Origin of the sequence: Nocardia sp. GCM10030253, assembly GCF_042675075.1 — a bacterium.
Taxonomy (GTDB): Bacteria; Actinomycetota; Actinomycetes; order Mycobacteriales; family Mycobacteriaceae; genus Nocardia.
Window position 1 is genome coordinate 654,914 of the sequence record NZ_JBHTDL010000006.1, and the last position, 19,739, is coordinate 674,652.

Genomic DNA, 19,739 nt, shown 5'->3' on the forward strand with positions numbered 1-19,739 from the left:
CCCGCAATCCTTCCGAACTCGAGCCAAACTCGAGGAATTCAGTGCTCAGGCTTCTAGTTCGCTGTCGAGAATCGCGAAAAGCTCTGCTTCGTCGGCGTTTGCCACATCGTCGTCGCGATGGACACCAGCGGTGTCGATTCGAGCTGCCCAACTGGTCGCAATGGACTGCAACCGAGCCACAATCCGGGCCTTTTCCTCCTCGCCCCAATTTCCGGTCGCGAGGGCGGATTCCACATCCTCGAATACCGCGTCGATCGAACGAACCGGCTTTTCCGCGGGCCCGTCCGACAGTTGTTCGCGCAGGTACTCGGCCAGCGCGGCGGGTGTGGGGTAGTCGAAAACCACGGTGGCCGCCAGCGCCAGACCGGTATCCGCTTTGACCCGGTTGCGCAGCTCGACCGCACCCAAGGAATCGAATCCCAGGTCCTGGAAGGTGCTGCGGTCGGCATCGAGCGCGGACACGGCGTCCCGGCCGAGCACGGCCGTCACGTGCGCACGGACGGTATCGAGCACGACCTGCCGCTGCCGATCGGCATCCAGGCCGGCAAGCCGTTGCCGCAGACCGGATATCGCCATCGAGTTCGCCGCCGGACGGGTGGCCGCCGGTGGTACCAGTTCCCGCAGCAGGGGTGGCAGCAGTCCGGCATCGGCTTGGGCGCGGATCGCGGTGGTGTCGACGCCGGCGATCACCGCGTGGCCCGGACCCGTTTCGAGCACCGAATCCCATGCGGCCAAGGCCTGCTCGTCCGACAACGCGGTGAATCCGGCGCGCATCGTCCGGGCCGCATCGGCATCGGTCAGGTGTCCGGTCATGCCATTGGAGCGTGCCCACGGACCCCAGGCCAGTGACCGACCGGCCAGCCCTCGTGCTCGCCGGTGGGCCACCAGACCGTCGACGAAGGTGTTCGCCGCCGCGTAGTTGGCCTGCCCGGGGCCGCCGACCGTGCCCGACAACGACGAGAACACCACGAACGCAGCCAGATTCAGATCCGCTGTCGCCTCGTGCAGATACCAGGCGGCGTCGGCCTTCGGCGCCAGCACCGCATCCACCCGGGACGCGGTCAACGCCGCGATGACCCCGTCGTCGAGCACGCCCGCGGCATGGATCACCCCGGTCAACGGCCACGGCTCGGACACATCGGCCACCAAGCGGCTCACCGCGCCGGGATCGGTGACATCACACGCCACCACTCGAACCTGCGCGCCAAGTTGCTCCAACTCGGCGGACAGAGCTGCGACACCGTCGGCTTGCGGGCCACGGCGGCTGACCAGCAGCAACGACCGCACCCCGTGCTCGACGACCACGTGCCGGGCGACCACCGCACCCAAACCACCGGTGCCACCGGTGATCAGCACTGTTCCCGTGCCGAAGGCGGACGCTTCGCCGCCGGTCGTAGGTGACACCACGGTGGACCGGCCGAGTCGAGCGGTGTGGGCGACACCGGCGCGCACCACCACCTGCGGTTCGGCCGCGGCCGGCGCCGCGAGCCGCTCGTCGATACGGGTGTCGGTGTCGACCAAGTGGATTCGGCCCGGATCCTCCGACTGCGCGCTCCGCACCAAACCCCACACCGCGGCACCGGCGAAGTCGGTGACATCCTCACCGGGCAGGGCGACCGCGCCACGCGTCGCGACCACCAGCCGGCTCGACGCGAACCGGTCCTGCCCCAGCCACGCCTGCACCACCTCGAGCATCCGGGCGACCTCGGCGTGGGTCGTGGTCACCACATCGGCGCCGGTGTGATCGGTCCAGCCGGACCCGGCCTCGACCACGACCAGCGGGGGCACCGGCGACTCCGGACCCAGCCGATCCCACCGGCCCACTTCCGAATCCGCCACCTGGGGCTCGGATTCGGTCGGCGACCACACCACTTCCAGGACCGGAGCGGCCGCACCGCCCGCACCCGCCGCGGTCGCGGCCAGCTGCGCCACCGGCATCGGACGGGTCGACATCTCGCCCGACAGCACCGGTTGTCCGTGCCCATCGGTCATCGACACCGACACCGACGAACCGGTGGCGGTCAGCCGCACCCGCAGCACCGATGCCTCGGCCGCATACAGTGCCACCGACTGCCACGCGAACGGCAAGACGACCTGACCCGGCGGGATCTCCTGCACGCCGGCCAGCAGTCCAGACTGCAGGGTCGCATCCAGCAGTGCCGGATGAATTCCGAATCCCGCACCGTGCACGCCGGTGTCCGCGTCGACGGCAATCTCGGCGAACACCTCTTCGCCGCGGCGCCACAGCGCCCGCACACCTCGGAAGGCCGGTCCCAGGTCGTAACCGCGCGTCAGGAACTTCGTGTAGTCGATCTCGACAGCGGTCGCCGCAGCCGGCGGCCAGGCCTCCGGCTCGGGCATCGCCGTGTCGTCTCGGCTGGTCAGCAGCCCATGCGCGTGCAGTTCCCACTGGCCGTCGTGGTCGTGTGCACCGCGGGAATAGATCGATAGCGACCGCTGCGCCGACTCCGGCTCGGGTCCGCCGACGACGACCTGAATCCGCACCCCGCCCGACGGGGGGAACACCAGCGGCGCCCGCAGCATCAACTCCTCGATCACCGGGCACCCGGCTTCACGACCGGCACGCAACGCCAACTCCACGAACCCGGTCCCTGGCAGCAACATGGCCCCGCCGATGACGTGGTCGGCCAGCCACGGCTGCGACAGCGCAGACAGCTGTCCGGTCAGGACGACACCACCGGCCGCCATCGGCACGGCCGCGTCCAGCATGGGGTGAGCCACCACCCGCAGACCAAGGGAATCGGCATCGGCGATACCCGGTGTGGTCTCGAGCCAGTAGCGGCGACGCTGGAAGGCGTAGGTGGGCAACGACACTCGCGAGACCGGAGGGGCGGCGAAGAACTCCCGCCAGTCGACGTCGGCACCGGCCGCGTGCGCCCGCGCCAGACCGGTCACGAACTGCTCGACCTCGCCGTGCCCGCGGCGGGCTCCGGCGATCACCGACGACTGCGATTCGATGTCCTCCGGCAGGCTCTGCCGGGTCATGGCCGCCAGGACGGCATCCGGACCGACTTCGAGGAATCGGCGCACTCCGGCGGCCGCCAGCGACTCGATCCCGGGGGCGAAGCGCACGGCCGACCGCACCTGCCTGACCCAGTAGGCAGGGTCGAGCACTTCGTCACCGGCGATCCGCCCGGACAGGTTCGACACCAGCGGCAGCTGCGGGCGGCGGTAGCTGACATCCCTTGCGACAGTGGTGAACTCGGCCAGCATCGGATCCATCCGGTGGGAATGGAACGCGTGCGACACCCGCAGCCGCGAGGTCTTGCGCCCGCGGTCGGCGAACTGCTGCTCGATCGCCGCCACCGCGTCCTCGTCACCAGACACCACCACGGCCTGCGGCGCATTCACCGCAGCGAGGGACACCCGGCCGGCCTGGCCGGCGAGTGCCTCGGAGACTTCGTGTTCGCTCGCCGCGACGGCCAGCATCGCACCCCCTTCGGGCAGCAGGCCCATCAGGCGCCCCCGCGCCGCGACCAGCCGACACGCGTCCGGAAGCGTCCAGACACCGGCGAGATACGCGGCGACCAGCTCGCCGATCGAATGCCCGATCAGGTATTCCGGTGTGACACCGAACGAATCCAGGAGCCGGCACACCGCGACCTCGTAGGCGAACAGGGCGGGCTGGGTGAAATCCGTCCGATCCAGCAGACCGGCATCGTCCGGCCCGCCGCCGGTGAACATCACCTGCCGCAGCGAAACGCCCAGCAGTGGATCGAACTGTTCGCACACCTCGTCCAGCGCCGCGGCGAACACCGGAAACGCTTCGTAGAGTTCACGTCCCATACCGGCCCGCTGGGCGCCCTGCCCGGTGCACAGGAAGGCGGTCCTGCGCGACATCGCCTGTGCTGCCGTCACGCCGGCGGCCGTGCACGCCGAGCCGTGCTCCGCGAGCGCCGCCAGGCCGGCCAGCAGTGTGTCGCGATCGCCGGCGACCACCGCGCCCCTCCAGTCCAGGCGGGCACGAGTGGTGAGGAGTGAATAGCCGATATCGTCGACCGCCACGTCGGGGTGCTCGATCGTAAACTGCCGCAGCTTGGCCGCCTGCGCGCGCAGGCCGTCCTCGGTCTTCGCCGAGAGCAGCCAGGTGGAGACGCCCGCCGCCAAAGCTTTCGCACCCTGATCAGGTGCCTCGGCCGCCGTCTCGGTGGAAGCCCCTTCGAGAGCAGGGGCTTCCTCCAGAATCACGTGCGCGTTCGTGCCACTGGCGCCGAAGGACGACACTCCGGCACGCCGGACTCGCTCCCCCGCGGGCCAGGGTTCCGCCGTGGTGAGCAGCCGCACCGAGCCAGCGGACCAGTCGACATGCGGGGTCGGCGCATCGACATGCAGTGTCGCGGGCAGCATGTCGTGCCGCATCGCCTGCACCATCTTGATCACGCCGCCGACACCCGCCGCGGCGGAGGTGTGGCCGATGTTCGACTTGAGCGAGCCGATCCGCAGCGGCTCTCCGGCGCGATCGCGTCCGTAGGCGGCGATCAGCGCCCGCGCCTCGATCGGGTCGCCGAGGGGGGTGCCGGTGCCGTGCGCTTCGACCGCATCCACGTCGGCGGGCGTCAGACCGGCACTGGCGAGGGCCTGCGCGATCACCTTTTCCTGCGAAGGACCGTTCGGTGCGGTCAGAGCATTGCTGGCGCCGTCCTGGTTGACCGCGCTGCCGCGGATGACCGCGAGGACCTGGTGGCCATGACGGCGTGCATCCGACAACCGCTCGACCGCGAGCATACCGAGGCCCTCGGAGAATCCTGTCCCGTTCGCCGCTGCCGCGAAGGCCTTACACCGGGCATCCGGTGAAAGCGCACGCTGCCTGCCGAAGGCGATCAGCAGCGTGGGGTCGGACATCACGGTGACCCCGCCAACCAAAGCGAGAGAGGTCTCGCCCTGACGCAACGCCTGACACGCGAGGTGCAGGGCGACCAGCGACGACGAGCACGCCGTGTCCACCGAGAGTGCCGGACCTTTGAACCCGAAGGTGAAGGCGACGCGCCCGGAAAGAACGCTGGCCGAACCACCCAGGTAGGCATGGCCTTCCGACTCGGCGGTCAGGCCCGGCGAACCCACGCGGGGCCCGTAGTCCTGGTGGATCACGCCGGCGAACACTCCGGTGTCGCTGCCGCGCAGCGTCACCGGATCGATGCCGGCGTCCTCCAATGCCTCCCATGCCGCTTCCAGGAACAGGCGCTGCTGCGGATCCATCGCCTCGGCAGCGCGTGGACCGATTCCGAAGAATCCCGCATCGAAATCGCCTGCCGCGTCCAGGAATCCGCCTTCTCGGGTGTAAATGGTCCCCGGCACATCCGGATCGGAGTCGAACAGGCGCTCGAGGTCCCAGCCTCGGTCGGCCGGGAACGGACCGACAGCGTCGGTGCCGGAAGCGACCAAATCCCACAACTGCGCCGGAGTTTCGACACCGCCTGGATACCGACAGCTCATGCCGACGATCGCGATCGGTTCGCCGGCACGGTCCTCCAGTTGCTGGATGTGCTTCTTGGCGGCGCGAAGGTCTCCGGTGAGCTTCCGCAGATACCGGCTGAGCCGTTCCTCGTTGCTGGTGCCGGGGTTGGTCATGCTGGGCCGAACTCCTCGTCAATCAGATCCAAAAGCTCACTGTCGGAACGGAATTCGAGATCATCGAACTCATCGTCCGACCACCTGCCTGCCAGATAGGTGCGGAGGCGCTCGTTGACGCCCCGCAATCCGGCGACGGTCTCGTCGTTGTCGCTACCGTCGGCGATGATCCGCTCGAGCAGGGCCTCGAGCCGCGCGATGTCGTCGGGCACCGCCGACGTCGGTTGTGCAGGCGCTGTCACCGCGGTCTCCGCCAGCAGGTAGTCGGCGACATCTCCTGCGGTCGGGTAGTCGAAGACCAAGGTCGAGGGCAGCGACAGCCCCGTCACCTTCGAGAGCCGATTCCGGAACTCGACTCCGCCGAGGGAATCGAAGCCGAGTTCGCTGAAGCCGCGATCGGGTCCGATGTCCTCGGCCGACCCGTAACCGAGCACCGCCGCCACGTGTTCCCGCACCAGATCCAGGACGACCCCACGTCGCTTCGCCTCCGCCACACCGTGCAGACGCTCCCCGAGCGACAGTTCACCACTCGATGTCGGGGCCGACCGGCCGCGTGCGCGAACGAACCCGCGCAGCACCGCCGAAATCGGACCCGTATGCGCTTCCAGGCGCAGTTTGTCGGTATCCAGCTGCAACAACGCTGACACCGGTTCGGCCGTAGTCAGCGATTCATCGAACAATCGCAGGCCGTCGGTTCGGTCCAGCGCAGCCAGGCCCAGTCGCTCCCACCGGCTCATGGCCGTGCGATCCAGCGCGCCGGTCATGCCGATGTCCTGCTGCCACGGCCCCCAGGCGAGTGAGAGCGCCGGTAGTCCCGCGGCGCGGCGTTGCATCGCGAGGGCGTCCAGGAAGCTGTTCGCGGCAGCGTAATTCGCTTGCCCGGCCGAACCGATCATTCCGGCAATCGAGGAGAACATCACGAACGCCGACAGATTCAGGTCCCGGGTGAGTTCGTGCAGATGCCACGCCGCATCGGCCTTGGGAGCGAACACCCGATCGACCTGGTGACCGGTGAGCGTGTGGAACGTGCCGTCGTCGAGCACGCCCGCGGTGTGGACGACACCGGTGAGCGGGTGCTCCGCGGGCAGGCTGAAGAGCAGCTCTCGAAGCGCGTCACGGTCGGTGACATCGCAGGCGGCGATCCGCACCTCTGCGCCGGATCGGGACAGTTCCGCCGCGAGTTCCGTTGCACCGTCGGCACGCTCGCCACGGCGAGAGACCAGCAATAGTCGCCGCACACCGTGCGTGGTGACCAGGTGCCTGGCCAGCAGCGCGCCCAATCCCCCGGTCCCGCCGGTGATCAGAACGGTTCCGGACCCGAACGATACTTGCTCTGTGACATCTCCTGAGGTCAGTGCCTCCAGTCGCGGTATCAGGACATGGTCGCCCCGCACTGCCACCTGCGGCTCTCCGGTCTCGAGCACGGCTCGGATCGAGTCCGCCGAAATGTGCTGTGCACCACCGGATTCGTCCGCGTCGAGCAGCACGATCCGCTCCGGATATTCGGTCTGAGCGCTGCGTATCAGCCCCCACACCGCAGCGGATGCGATATTCGGTGACTCATCGGGCAGGGCTGCCGCACGGCTGGTCATCACAACCAGCTGCGACCGCGCGAATCGTTCGTCGGCCAACCAGTCTCGCACCGTGCGCAAGGCGGCATTGACCCGATCGCGCGCGGATGTCTGCGAATCACCGTGCAGCGCAGCGGCTTCGGACCACACCACGACGTCAGGAACGGTCGAAGCCGAAGCGAGCGCGGTCAGATCCGGATACCGCTCGTCGATTCCGTCCACGTGCGCGGCTCCGAGCACGGCTGCGCTCCCGGTCGGGGTGTGTCCGTCGGGCTTCTCCACCGCCGCCCAGCGCAACCCGTACCGTGCCGCGCGTCCGCCCGGCAGCGTGGCGCGGAACTGCTGGACGTCGTAGGAGCGCATGACCGCTTCGTCGATGGTGACCACCGGAGTTCCGTCCTGGTCGATCGCCACGACGGTGATCGCCTCATCGCTGCGCTGGATGGCCATCACCCGCAACGTCCTGACTGTGGACGTGGTGTGAATTTGCGTTCCGCCCCAACGGAACAGGAGTTTGCCCTCGGCGGGATTGCCCTGGTGGTCGGGCCAGATCAAACAGGCGATACCCGCATGCATCACCATGTCGAACAGCGCCGGATGCAGCTGGAACCGTTCGGCCGAGAATTCCTGGTTCAGGGTAACCTCGGAGAAAACCGTGTCACCGCTGCGCCATGCGGCGTCGACGCCGATGAAGGAGGCACCGTATTCCAGTCCGGCGGCACGCGCCACCTGGGCCGGAATCCAGTCGGTATCCACCGGTTCGGCGTCGACGGGCGGCCACGGCGCGTTGCGCAGCATGTCCATGAGTCCGATGTCGATCAGCTGTCGGCTGCTCAGCACGCCACTGGCGTTGCGCGTCCACTCGCTGTCGGCCCTATCGCCGGTGAGGCGGTAGTGGAACGTGAACGATCGGCGTCCCGTGGAATCGGGTTCCCGCACAAGTACCTGGAGTTCGACCTCGCCGTCTGCCGGCGGGAGGATCGGCGTCTCGAGGGTGAGTTCCTCCACGGCACTGCATCCGATCCGCGGACCCGCGACCAGCAGCATCTCCATGAGCGCGGCACTCGGGACGAGCACCACGCCGTAGGTGGTGTGGTCGGCGATCCAGGGATGGGTGCGCAGCGAGAGCCGCCCCGTGAACAGCCACTCGTCGCGGTCGGCCACTCGCACTACGTCGGTGAGCAGCGGGTGGCCCGAGGCGGCCTTCCGCGGCTCGCCGAGGCTGGGTTCGAGCCAGTACCGCCGATGCTCGAAGGCATAGGTGGGCAAGGCGATTCGCGACATCTGGCGGGTGGCGAACAGCGGATTCCAGTCGACGGCCAGACCGGCGGTGTGCGCGTGGCCGAGCATGGTCAGGAACTGCTCGACCTCGTCGTGATCCCGGCGGCCCGCCGCGGCGACCACCGATCGAGCCTCGACCTCCGCGGGAAGCGTGTGCCGCGTCATCGCCGCCAGCACCGCGTCGGGTCCGACTTCGAGGAACCGGCGCACGCCCGATGCCACCAGCGTCTCGACACCGGGCGCGAAACGCACCGCGGCGCGCACCTGTGACACCCAGTACCCCGGATCCAGTATCTCGTCGCCGGCGATCCGGCCGGAGATGTTCGACACCAACGGAATCCGTGGGGCGTTGAAGGTTACTCCCGCCGCGAGGGCCTCGAACTCGGCCAGCATGGGCTCCATCCGAGGGGAATGGAACGCATGAGACACGCGCAGTCGGCTCGTCTTGCGACCCCGCTCGGCGAACTGCCGATCGATCTCGTCGACGACGTCCTCGTCACCCGAGATCACCACGGCCGCAGGCGCATTCACCGCCGCCAATGACACCCGATCACCGAATCCGGCGATCGCCGCGCTGATTTCGGTCTCGGACGCGGCCACCGCGAGCATCGCGCCGCCCGCCGGCAGCGCATCCATCAGCCGCCCTCGTGCCGCGACCAGCTCGCAGGCGTCTTCCAGTGACCACACACCGGCCACATACGCCGCGGCCAGTTCACCGATCGAGTGCCCGATCACCATGTCCGGGACGAGTCCGAACGACTCCAGTAGCCGATACAGCGCCACTTCGAACGTGAACAGCGCGGGCTGGGTCAGACGTGTCCGATCCAGAATCCCGGTCTCCGGGGCGACTCCCTGATCGTCGATCAGGTGTCCGGTGAACATCGCTTGCTTCAGGGAACATCCGAGCAGCGGATCGAACCGGGCGCACACCTCGTCCAGCGCTGCGGCGAATACCGGGAAGGCCTCGGACAGGCCTGCGCCCATACCGACCCGCTGCGCGCCCTGGCCGGTGAACAGGAAGGCGGTCTTCCCCGAGCCCGCGGTGCCGGAAACCACTCCGGCCGAGGCGGATCCGGCGACCAGCTTCGCCAGCCGCGCGAGCAGTTCGTCGCGATCGGAACCGAGGACCGCCGCTCGCCACTCGTGCTGCGCACGTGTCGTCACGAGCGAATACGCCACATCCGCCGGATCGGCGTCGGGGTGATCGATCAGCCACTGCTGCAGTTTTGCCGCCTGTGCCCGCAGGGCGGTCTCACTCTTGGCCGACACCAGCCATGGCACCGCCGTGTGCGGGTCGTCGGTAGCCGGTGGCGAGACGACAGGCTGCGGGGCGGGCGCCTCCTCGAGGATCACGTGGGCGTTGGTGCCGCTGACTCCGAACGAGGACACACCGGCTCGGCGAACCGTTCCCCCTGCGCGCCATGGTTCCGGATGGTTCAGCAGGCGCACCGCTCCGGCCGACCAATCCACGTGCGGGGAAGGCGTTTCCGCGTGCAAGGTCGGGGGCAGGGCTTCGTGTCGCAGCGCCTGCACCATCTTGATCACGCCACCGACACCGGCCGCCGCGACGGTATGACCGATATTCGATTTGATCGATCCGATGCGCAGCGGCTCCCGATCCCCGCGATCCTGCCCGTATGCGGCGATCAACGCGTTGGCTTCGATGGGATCCCCAAGGGGAGTGCCGGTTCCGTGCGCTTCCACCGCATCCACGTCGGCGGGTGTGAGCCCGGCATTCGCGAGGGCCTGCGCGATCACTCGCTCCTGCGACGGACCGTTCGGCGCGGTCAGGCCATTGCTCGCACCGTCTTGATTCACCGCACTGCCCCGGATGACGGCCAAGACGTCATGGCCTAGCCGCTGCGCGTCCGACAGCCGCTCCAGGATCAGTACGCCCACGCCCTCGGCGAAGGCCACACCGTCGGCCGCGGCGGAGAACGCCTTGCATCGGCCATCCGGCGACAGGCCGCGTTGGCGCGCGAAATCCACGGAGAGATAAGGGGTTGCGGCCACGGTGACGCCACCGGCCACGGCCAGCGATGTTTCGCCCTGACGCAGGGCCTGACACGCAAGATGCATGGCCACCAGTGAGGACGAGCATGCGGTATCGATCGTGACCGCTGGTCCCTCGAGGCCGAAAACGTATGCCACGCGGCCGGAGACGACACTGTGGGTGGTGCCGGTCAGCCGGAAGCCTTCCAGGTCGCCGGTGACATGGTCGACGTACCCCGAGGCGCACGCGCCAGCGAACACACCGGTGTCGCTGCCGCGCAACGTGATCGGGTCGATTCCGGATTCCTCCAGTGCCTCCCATGATGCTTCCAGCAGCAACCGCTGCTGCGGATCCATCGCCAGAGCTTCCCGCGGGCTGATTCCGAAGAATCCGGCGTCGAAATCGCCTGCGTCGTCCAGGAATCCGCCGCCGCGGCTGTAGACCGTGCCGGGCTTGTCCGGGTCCTGGTCGATCAGCTGCACGAGATCCCAGCCACGATCGCTCGGGAATTCGGTGGTGGCATCGGTACCCGACCGCACCAGATCCCACAACTGCTCCGGGGTTCGGACGCCGCCGGGGAATCGACAGCTCATGCCGACGATCGCGATGGGCTCGTCCACGCGGACGCGGCGCGACACCCGTGAGGTCCTTGGACCGGATTCTGTTCCCTCGATCTTGGAGTGCAAGAGGGTCGCGACCGCCGCGGCGGTGGGGTGGTCGAAGACCAGGGTGGACGGCAGCGGGACACCGGTGGCCTTCGACAAACGGTTGCGGAATTCGACGCCGCCGAGCGAGTCGAATCCCAGTGCGTCGAATCGCTGGTCGGGACTGATGTCTTCGGCGGAGCCGTGCCCCAGCACGGCCGCCGCGTGCTCCCGGACCAGGTCGAGCACCACCTCGGCGCGTCGGCCCTCCGGTATCCGGCTCAGTCGTGTGCCAAGCGAACTCGACGCGGCCGTGGTCCGGTCCGTAGTGCGGGGCAGGAAACCGCGGAACACTGTCGGCACCGCACCGTTGCGCGCTTCGCGGCGCAGCTCCGCCGGGTCGAACCCGATCGCTGCCAGGTGCGCGGCGGCGCGGCCGGTGGCCGCATCGAGCAGCCGGAGACCTTCGTCGTTCCCGAGTGGGTGGAGGCCGAGCCTTTCCCAGCGGGCGACGGCGCTGCGGTCCAAACCACCGGTCATGCCGACGGCGGCATTCCAGGGCCCCCACGCCAGCGAAATCGCAGACAGCCCTTCGGCTCGGCGACGGTACGCCAGCGCGTCGAGGAATGCGTTGGCGGCCGCGTAGTTGGCCTGTCCCGCCGTTCCGACCGTTGCCGCGATAGAGGAGAACAGCACGAAGGCCGACAAGTCACGGTCGCGAGTGAGCTCGTGCAGGTGCCAAGCGGCGGTGGCCTTCGAGCTGAACACTCGCCGCAGTTGCTCGGCGGTCAGGCCTGCGAGGGTGCCGTCGTCGAGGACACCCGCCGCATGTACGACGCCGGTCAGCGGATGATCGGACTCGATCGAATCCAGCAGCGAACGGAGGGCTTCTCGATCGCCTACATCGCAGGCCGCCACCCTGACAGCGGCGCCGGCTTCCGACAGCTCGGACACCAGTTCCGTCGCACCGTCGGCAGTTTCGCCACGCCTGGAGACCAGCAGCAAACGGCGGACCGCGTGTGCGGCGACCAGATGTCGGGCCACGAGTGCGCCGAGGCCACCGGTGCCGCCGGTGATCAGTACGGTACCGGTGCCAAATGACTGCGCCGCGTAGCGACTCGATGGGGGGTGGCGGTCGGGCGATGGGTGGGCCTGGCCCGGCTCGGCATCGTGCTCGGCTTGTGCTCTCGCCAGTCTCGGCACGAGCAATGCTCCGTCGCGCACCGCGGCCTGCGGTTCGTCTGCCGCGATCACCGCGCCGACCAGCGTCGGGTGATCCATGGACGCGGCTGCCGACGGGTCGGCGTCGAGGAGGATGAACCGGCCCGGATATTCGGATTGGGCGCTGCGCATCAGGCCCCAGACGGCTGCCGCGGCGAGATCCGGTGCCGCGCCCGGCAGCGCGGCAGCGTTCGCCGTCACCACGACCAGCCGAGTGTCGGCCAGGCGTTCTTCCGCCAGCCAGGCCTGTACCGTCGCCAAGACCGTTTCCAGGTGGCCGCGAACGATCGCCGGATCCTCGGCCACACCGATGACCTCCGGATGCCAGATCACGACATCCGGAATCACCTGTGCCGCAACGAGTTCCGATGGGGTCGGGTAGCAGGTTTCGAATCCGGCGACCGGTACCGAACCGAGTACGGCCATCCGGTCCGCGGACAGACTCGATGTCGCCGCCGGTGCGGGCGTCCACTGGATCTCGTAGAGGTCGGCGTCATCCCCGGCCAGTGTGGCGCGCATCTGTTTCACGTCGTATGGCCGCATGACGACCGCGTCGACGGAGATCACGGGCCGTCCCGAATCGTCAACGGTCGCAACGGAGACCGTCTCCGGGCCGCTCGCGACGGCGATGACCCGCAGCGTCGTCGCCTTGACCAGCGGCTGGTGCAGTCGCGCCCCGCCCCAGCGGAACAGCAACCGGCCGGTGTTCGGATCGCTGTCCTGATCGTGCCAGACGAGCCCGGCCAGCCCGGCGTGCATCACCAGGTCGAGCAGAGCGGGATGCAGATCGAACCGCTCCGGTTCGGACGCGGCCGCCGTATCCAAGGTGATCTCGGAGAAGACGGTCCCGCCCCGCTGCCATGCGGCGACGACACCGATGAACGCCGGACCGTATTCGAGTCCGGATCCCTTGGCGATCCGCTCGGGAATCCATGAGGTGTCGAGGATTTCGGCGTCGGCCGGCGGCCATGCCTCGTCCCGCAGCCGGTCAAGCAGAGCGTCATTGCCGTCCCGGGAGGGGGCCAGTACGCCGCTGGCGTTGCGCACCCACTCACCCGCTCGGCGGCCTGCCTTACGGAAGTAGAAGTTGAACGGCCGTCGCCCGGTCCCGTCCGGCTCCTGCACCGACACCTGGAGCTCGACCTCGTCGTCCTCCGTCGGAAGTATCGGAGCCTCCAGGGTCAGCTCCTCGACGACGCCGCAATCGATTCTGCTGCCCGCGACGAGCAGGAACTCGACCAGGGTCGCGCTCGGCAGCACCACGGTGCCGTAGGTCATATGGTCGGCGACCCACGGGTCGGTCGGCAGCGAGAACCGCCCGGTGAAAACGAACTCGTCCTTACCGGCCACCGGCACCACGCCGGTGAGCAACGGGTGGCCAAGGGGGTCGCCGGTGGCTTCGGGACGCGGCGGCAACCAGAATCGCTGGTGTTGGAAGGCGTAGGTGGGCAGGGGAACTCGTCGTACCGCCGGGCGACGGAACAGTGGCGTCCAATCCACGCTCACACCGGACGTGTGAGCGTGCGCCAGCATCGTCAGGAATTGTTGGAGCTCATCGTGATCCCGGCGCGCGGCCGCGGCCACCACCGACTCCACACCCTCCGGAATGGTCTGCCGGGTCATCGCCGCCAGTACCGCGTCGGGCCCGACTTCCAGGAATCGGCGCACTCCCGAGGAGATCAATGTCTCGATACCCGGCGCGAAACGCACCGCGGCCCGCACTTGCCGAACCCAGTAGGCGGGTTCCATTACCTCGTCCCCAGCCAGCTGACCGGACACGTTCGACACCACCGGTAGGCGTAGTCGGTTGTACGTCAAGTCCTTTGCGACAGACTCGAATTCGGCCAGCATCGGCTCCATCCGATGCGAGTGGAAGGCGTGACTTACCCGCAGCCGCGCCGTCTTCCGGCCGCGCTCGACGAACAGCGCCTCGATCTCGGCGACCGCGTCCTCGTCACCCGAAATCACCAGGGCCTCAGGTGCGTTCACCGCGGCGATCGACACTCGGTCGGGGTATCGGGCGATGACCTCGTTCACGTCGGTTTCGGACGCCCCGATGGCCAGCATCGCACCGCCCTCGGGCAACGCACCCATGAGACGGCCACGCGCCGCCACCAACCGGCACGCATCCTCGAGCGACCACAGGCCCGCGAGATATGCGGCCGCGACTTCTCCGACCGAATGGCCGATCAACACGTCCGGGGTGACGCCGAAGGATTCCAGCAAGCGATACAGCGCCACCTCGAAGGCGAACAGCGCGGGCTGGGTGAACTCGGTCCGATCCAGGACCGTGGCACCGGTACCGCCGAACATGATGTCTTCGAGCGAGCACTCCAGCACCGGATCGAACTGGGCGCACACCGAATCCAACACGCCCGCGAATACCGGGAACGCCTCGTACAAGCCGGCGCCCATGCCGATCCGCTGTGCACCCTGACCGGTGAACAAGAATGCCGTCGTCCCCGAACCGGTGGCACCCGTGATGACGCCGGTGCCAGTCCCCGATTCGGCGAGATTCGCAAGCCGCTCGAGCAATTCGTCCCGATCGCGACCGAGGATCACACTGCGCGAATCCAGCTGCGCCCGCGACGTCGCAAGCGAATAGGCCGCGTCCGCGACGTCGATCTCCGGTCGCTCCGACAACCAGGTACGCAGCCGGGCGACCTGCGCGCGCAGACCTGCCTCGCCCTTGCCCGACACCAGCAGCGGGGTAACCGGCATATTCGACTGCCGATCCGCATCGTCTTCGATGTCGCCCTCGGCAGCCGCTACCGGTGCGGCTGGTGCTTCTTCGAGGATCACATGCGCGTTGGTGCCGCTGATCCCGAACGAGGACACACCCGCCCGGCGCACTCGATCGCCCGCGGTCCACGGTTCGGCCTCGGTCAGCAGACGCACCGCGCCCGCCGCCCAATCCACGTGCGGCGTAGGCGTTTCGGCGTGCATCGTCCGCGGCAGCCGCTCGTGCCGCATCGCCTGCACCATCTTGATCACACCGGCCACACCGGCCGCGGCGACCGCGTGGCCGATATTCGATTTCAAGGACCCGATCCGCAACGGTTCCCGATCGCCGCGATCCTGTCCGTAGGCGGCGATCAACGCCTGTGCTTCGATCGGATCACCGAGAGTCGTGCCGGTCCCGTGCGCCTCCACAGCGTCCACGTCGACCGCCGAGATCCCCGCGTTGGCGAGGGCCTGCACGATCACGCGCTCCTGCGACGGACCGTTCGGTGCGGTCAGGCCATTGCTCGCGCCGTCTTGATTCACCGCACTACCGCGAACAACGGCCAGGATATTGTGGCCGAGCCGCTGCGCATCCGAAAGCCGCTCGAGCACAAGCACACCCGAGCCCTCCGACCATGCCACACCGTCGGCGGCAGCCGAGAACGCCTTACAGCGACCATCCGGTGACAGGCCGCGCTGGCGGGCGAAGTCCACATACAGAGTCGGGCTGGCCGCGACGGTCACACCGCCGGCGAGCATGAGCGAGCTGTCGCCCTGGCGCAGTGCCTGGCATGCCAGATGCAACGCCACCAGCGACGACGAGCACGCCGTATCCACCGTCACCGCCGGACCTTCCAGGCCGAACGCGTACGCGACGCGACCCGAGATGACGCTGTGCGACGTGCCGGTCAGCCGGAAACCCTCCAGGTCACCAGTCACCCGCCGCGAGTAACCCGACGAGCAGGCGCCGGCGAAGACACCGGTATCGCTGCCCCGCAACGACATCGGGTCGATACCCGCGTCCTCCAGGGCTTCCCATGCTGTTTCGAGCAGCAGCCGCTGCTGCGGATCCATCGCCAACGCTTCGCGGGGGCTGATACCGAAGAAGCCAGGATCGAAATCGCCTGCACCGCTGAGGAATCCGCCGTGGCGCGTGTATACCTTTCCCGGTTTGTCGGGGTCCGGATCGAACAGCCGGTCCAGGTCCCAGCCACGGTCGGCAGGGAATTCGCCGATCGCGTCCCGGCCCGCGGCCACCAGATCCCACAGGTCCTCGGCGGATCGCACACCGCCCGGGAATCGGGCACCCATGCCGACGATCGCGATCGGTTCGTCCGACGTCGGGGATGGTCGGCCGGCGGAGCTTGCGGGGCGGGTTAGCTCAGCGCGCCGCGATACCCGCCGCTGCCCGTGGTCGGTGCCCGTGACCTGCGCCCGTAGCAGCGCCGCGATCGCACCCGCGGTCGGATGGTCGAAGATGAGCGTCTTCGGCAGCGGCACACCGGTGGCCCGTATCAGTCGGTTCTGCAGCTCCACCCCGCTGACGGAGTCGAAGCCGAACTCGGTGAACGGCAGGTCGGGGTGAATCGATCGGGCCGACTCGTGGCCTAATACGGCAGCGGCATGCTCACGAACAATATCGAGAACTACTGTGTCGCGCTGATATTCCGGAGCCGCCAGCAGTTTGCGTGCCAGCGGGCCGTTCTCCCATGCTGCGGTCGGCTCATTACCTTCGGAGATTTGCTCCCCGGTCGCCGCAACGACGTCGGTGCTACCAGTGAAGCCACCGGAAGCGACCGGCGCACCGGCCCAGAAGTTACGGCGCTGGAACGCGTAGAGCGGCAGGTCGACCCGCCCCCCACCGGAGACCAGCGCGCGCGGATCCACCTGCACACCGGCGCAATGGGCCTGTGCCAGCGAGGCCATGAACCGTTCCGGACCGCCCGCACCGCGCCGCAACGACCCGACAACGGATACGCCCTCGGCCGCACCGGCCGCCTCGGCGGTTACGCCGATGCCCATCGTGAGCACCGGATGCGGACTCGCCTCGACGAATGCGTTGATGCCGCCCGCGATCAGCGCCGTCACAGCATCGGCGAATCGAACCGGTTCCCGCAGCGACCGATACCAGTATTCAGCGTCCAATTCCGCCGTATCCAACCGGTCGGCGAAAACCGTGGAAAAGAACGGTACCGACCCGGAGTGCGGGCGGATCGGCTCCAGTTCCTCGAGTAACCGATCGCGTAGCCGCTCGACCGCCTTCGAATGCGACGCGTAATCCACCGGAATCCGGCGGGCCCACACACCGTCGTGGGCGCAGGCGGCGAGAAACTCCTCCATCGCCGGAACATCACCGGCTATCACGCTTTGCGCCGGTCCGTTCATCGCCGCTAGCGACAGCCGATCCCCATACGCCGACAAACGTTCCCGGACCGCGTCGGCGCCGAGTCCGATCGAGGCCATACCGCCCTGTCCAGCCAGCTCATCTGCGACCGCCCGCGACCGGAGAGCAACCACACGCGCCGCATCGGACAGCGACAGTCCACCAGCGATGTAGGCGGCGGCGATCTCGCCCTGGGAATGGCCGATCACCACGTCCGGCTCCACGCCGGCCGCTCGCCACATCCGGGCCAGTGAGACCATCACCGCGAACAGCGCCGGCTGCACCACGTCCACGCGGTCCAGCGGGGGCGCGTCACCTTCGCGACGCAGCACCGCCGTCAGCGACCAGTCCACGTACGGCGCAAGTGCCGCTTCACATTCCGCGATCGACTCCGCGAACGCCCCACCCGAATCCAGCAGGCCCAGCGCCATGCCCTCCCACTGGCTGCCCTGCCCCGGGAAGACGAACGCGACCCGCCGCTGCTCGGCCCGCTCGGTTGTCGGGTCGATCGCCACGGCGGGCGCGGTCGGGTCGGCCAGGGCCGCCAAGCCGGCCAGCAGCTCCTCTCGATCCCGCCCGACGACGCTGCCGCGCCACTCCATCTGGGCTCGGGTCGCCAGCAGCGAGTAGGCCACATCGGCCACATCCGGCTCCGAATGGCGGAGCAGCCACTCCCGCAGCCTGGCTGCTTGCGCCCGGACACCTTCCTCGCTGCGGGCCGATACCACCCACGGCACCGCACCGGCCGCGCCATCTGCCGTGGACGCGGCGGACCCGACGGCAGGCGCCTCCTCCACGATCACGTGCGCATTGGAGCCTCCCATGCCGAACGAGGACACACCTGCCCTGCGTACGGTGGCCATGGGCCAATTCTCGGTGCCCATCACCACTCGTAAACCCAAGTCCGCGAGCGGAATTCGCGGATTCGGCGTCTCGAAGTTCAGGCTGGCCACCAGTTCTCGGCGGCTCAGACAGAGCACGGCCTTGATGAGACCCGCGATACCCGAAGCACCTTCCAGATGCCCGATATTCGTCTTGACCGATCCGACGGCCAGCGGCGCATCCCGCTCCCTGCGCACACCGTAGGTTTCGCCGAGCGCGGCGGCCTCCACCGGATCACCGGCAGGTGTTCCGGTGCCGTGCAATTCGACGTACTGCACCGACTGCGCCTCGACGCCTGCCACGGTCAGCGCGGAGCGGATCGCCGTCGCCTGCGCATCCCGGCTCGGGGCCGTCAGCACTCGGCGTTCGTTGCCGGTGTTGACCGCGCTGCCACGGATGACGGCATGGATCCGGTCGCCGTCCGCGACCGCCTGCGCCAGCGGTTTCAGCACCACCATGCCGCCCCCCTCGCCACGCACGAACCCGTCGGCCCGCGCATCGAAGGTGTAGCAGGCGCCGAGCGCCGAGCGCGCGCCGAACTGCTCTATACGCTCACCGCTGGTCGGCGACAGAATCAGGTTCAGGCCGCCGGCCAGGGCCACATCGCTCTCACCGCTGCGCAGGCTCTCACAGGCCAGATGCACCGCGACCAGCGAGGATGCCTGGGCGCTGTCGACCAGGATGCTCGGGCCGCTGAAACCGAAGTAGTTCGAGACGCGGTTCGCGATGATGCCGCGTCCGACACCCCATAGTGAGTGGCGGCTGACACCTGGGCCACCCTGGGAGGCCAGGATTTCGGCGAAATCGCTTCCGGTGCTGCCGAGGAACACACCGCACCGCCGGGCATCGCGCGCCGTGGCGGCCAGGCCCGCGTCCTCGAGAGCCTCCCAGCTCAATTCCAGTGCCAGCAGCTGCTGCGGATCGATTGCGCGCGCCTCATTGGGCGAGACCCCGAAGAAGTCCGCGTCGAACTCCCCTACGGTGTCGACGAATCCGGCCCGCTCGGTGATGCTCTCCCGCCTCGGGGGAGCCGTGCCGATCGCGGCGCGGCCCTCTCTGAGCAGCTGCCAGAAACTGTCGAGATCGGCCGCGCCCGGCATTCTGCAGGACATGCCGACGATAGCGACCTCGAACGCCGATCCGGTCACCTCTGAACATCCTTCCTCAATGCACGCTGTGGCCCCCCGTAGGCGTCTGACGAGTGTGTTAATTCGTAGATCTAACTAACGAGTTCAAAAGTAGGTCGACTCCGACCATTCCTGCTTCGACATAACGGATTTCGACGCGCTCGAGGCACAGCGAAGAGCCCCGAAGGACGCGGAGCGTCTTCCGCAGGCGGACTGGGGCCCCGAGGAGATGGTGCAGGCCACGCCCAGATTGGACCTAGCTGTGCCGCCGGGCTCAGTCGAACAATTGATCAGCGAACGACGCTGAAGACTGAAGCGCTACGG

2 protein-coding genes are annotated in these 19,739 nt (G+C 68.3%); both read right to left on the bottom strand.

Translation table 11 applies throughout. The features are described 5' to 3' along the window. Positions 1-45: 45 nt before the first annotated feature. Complete coding sequence (locus tag ACFQZZ_RS15230) at positions 46-5,544, bottom strand: SDR family NAD(P)-dependent oxidoreductase (RefSeq protein WP_378680561.1); 5,499 nt, start codon at positions 5,542-5,544, stop codon at positions 46-48. A gap of 41 nt (positions 5,545-5,585) precedes the next feature. Continuing rightward, positions 5,586-19,436, bottom strand: coding sequence for a type I polyketide synthase (locus ACFQZZ_RS15235; RefSeq protein WP_378679999.1), 13,851 nt, complete (start codon positions 19,434-19,436; stop codon positions 5,586-5,588). Positions 19,437-19,739 lie beyond the last annotated feature (303 nt).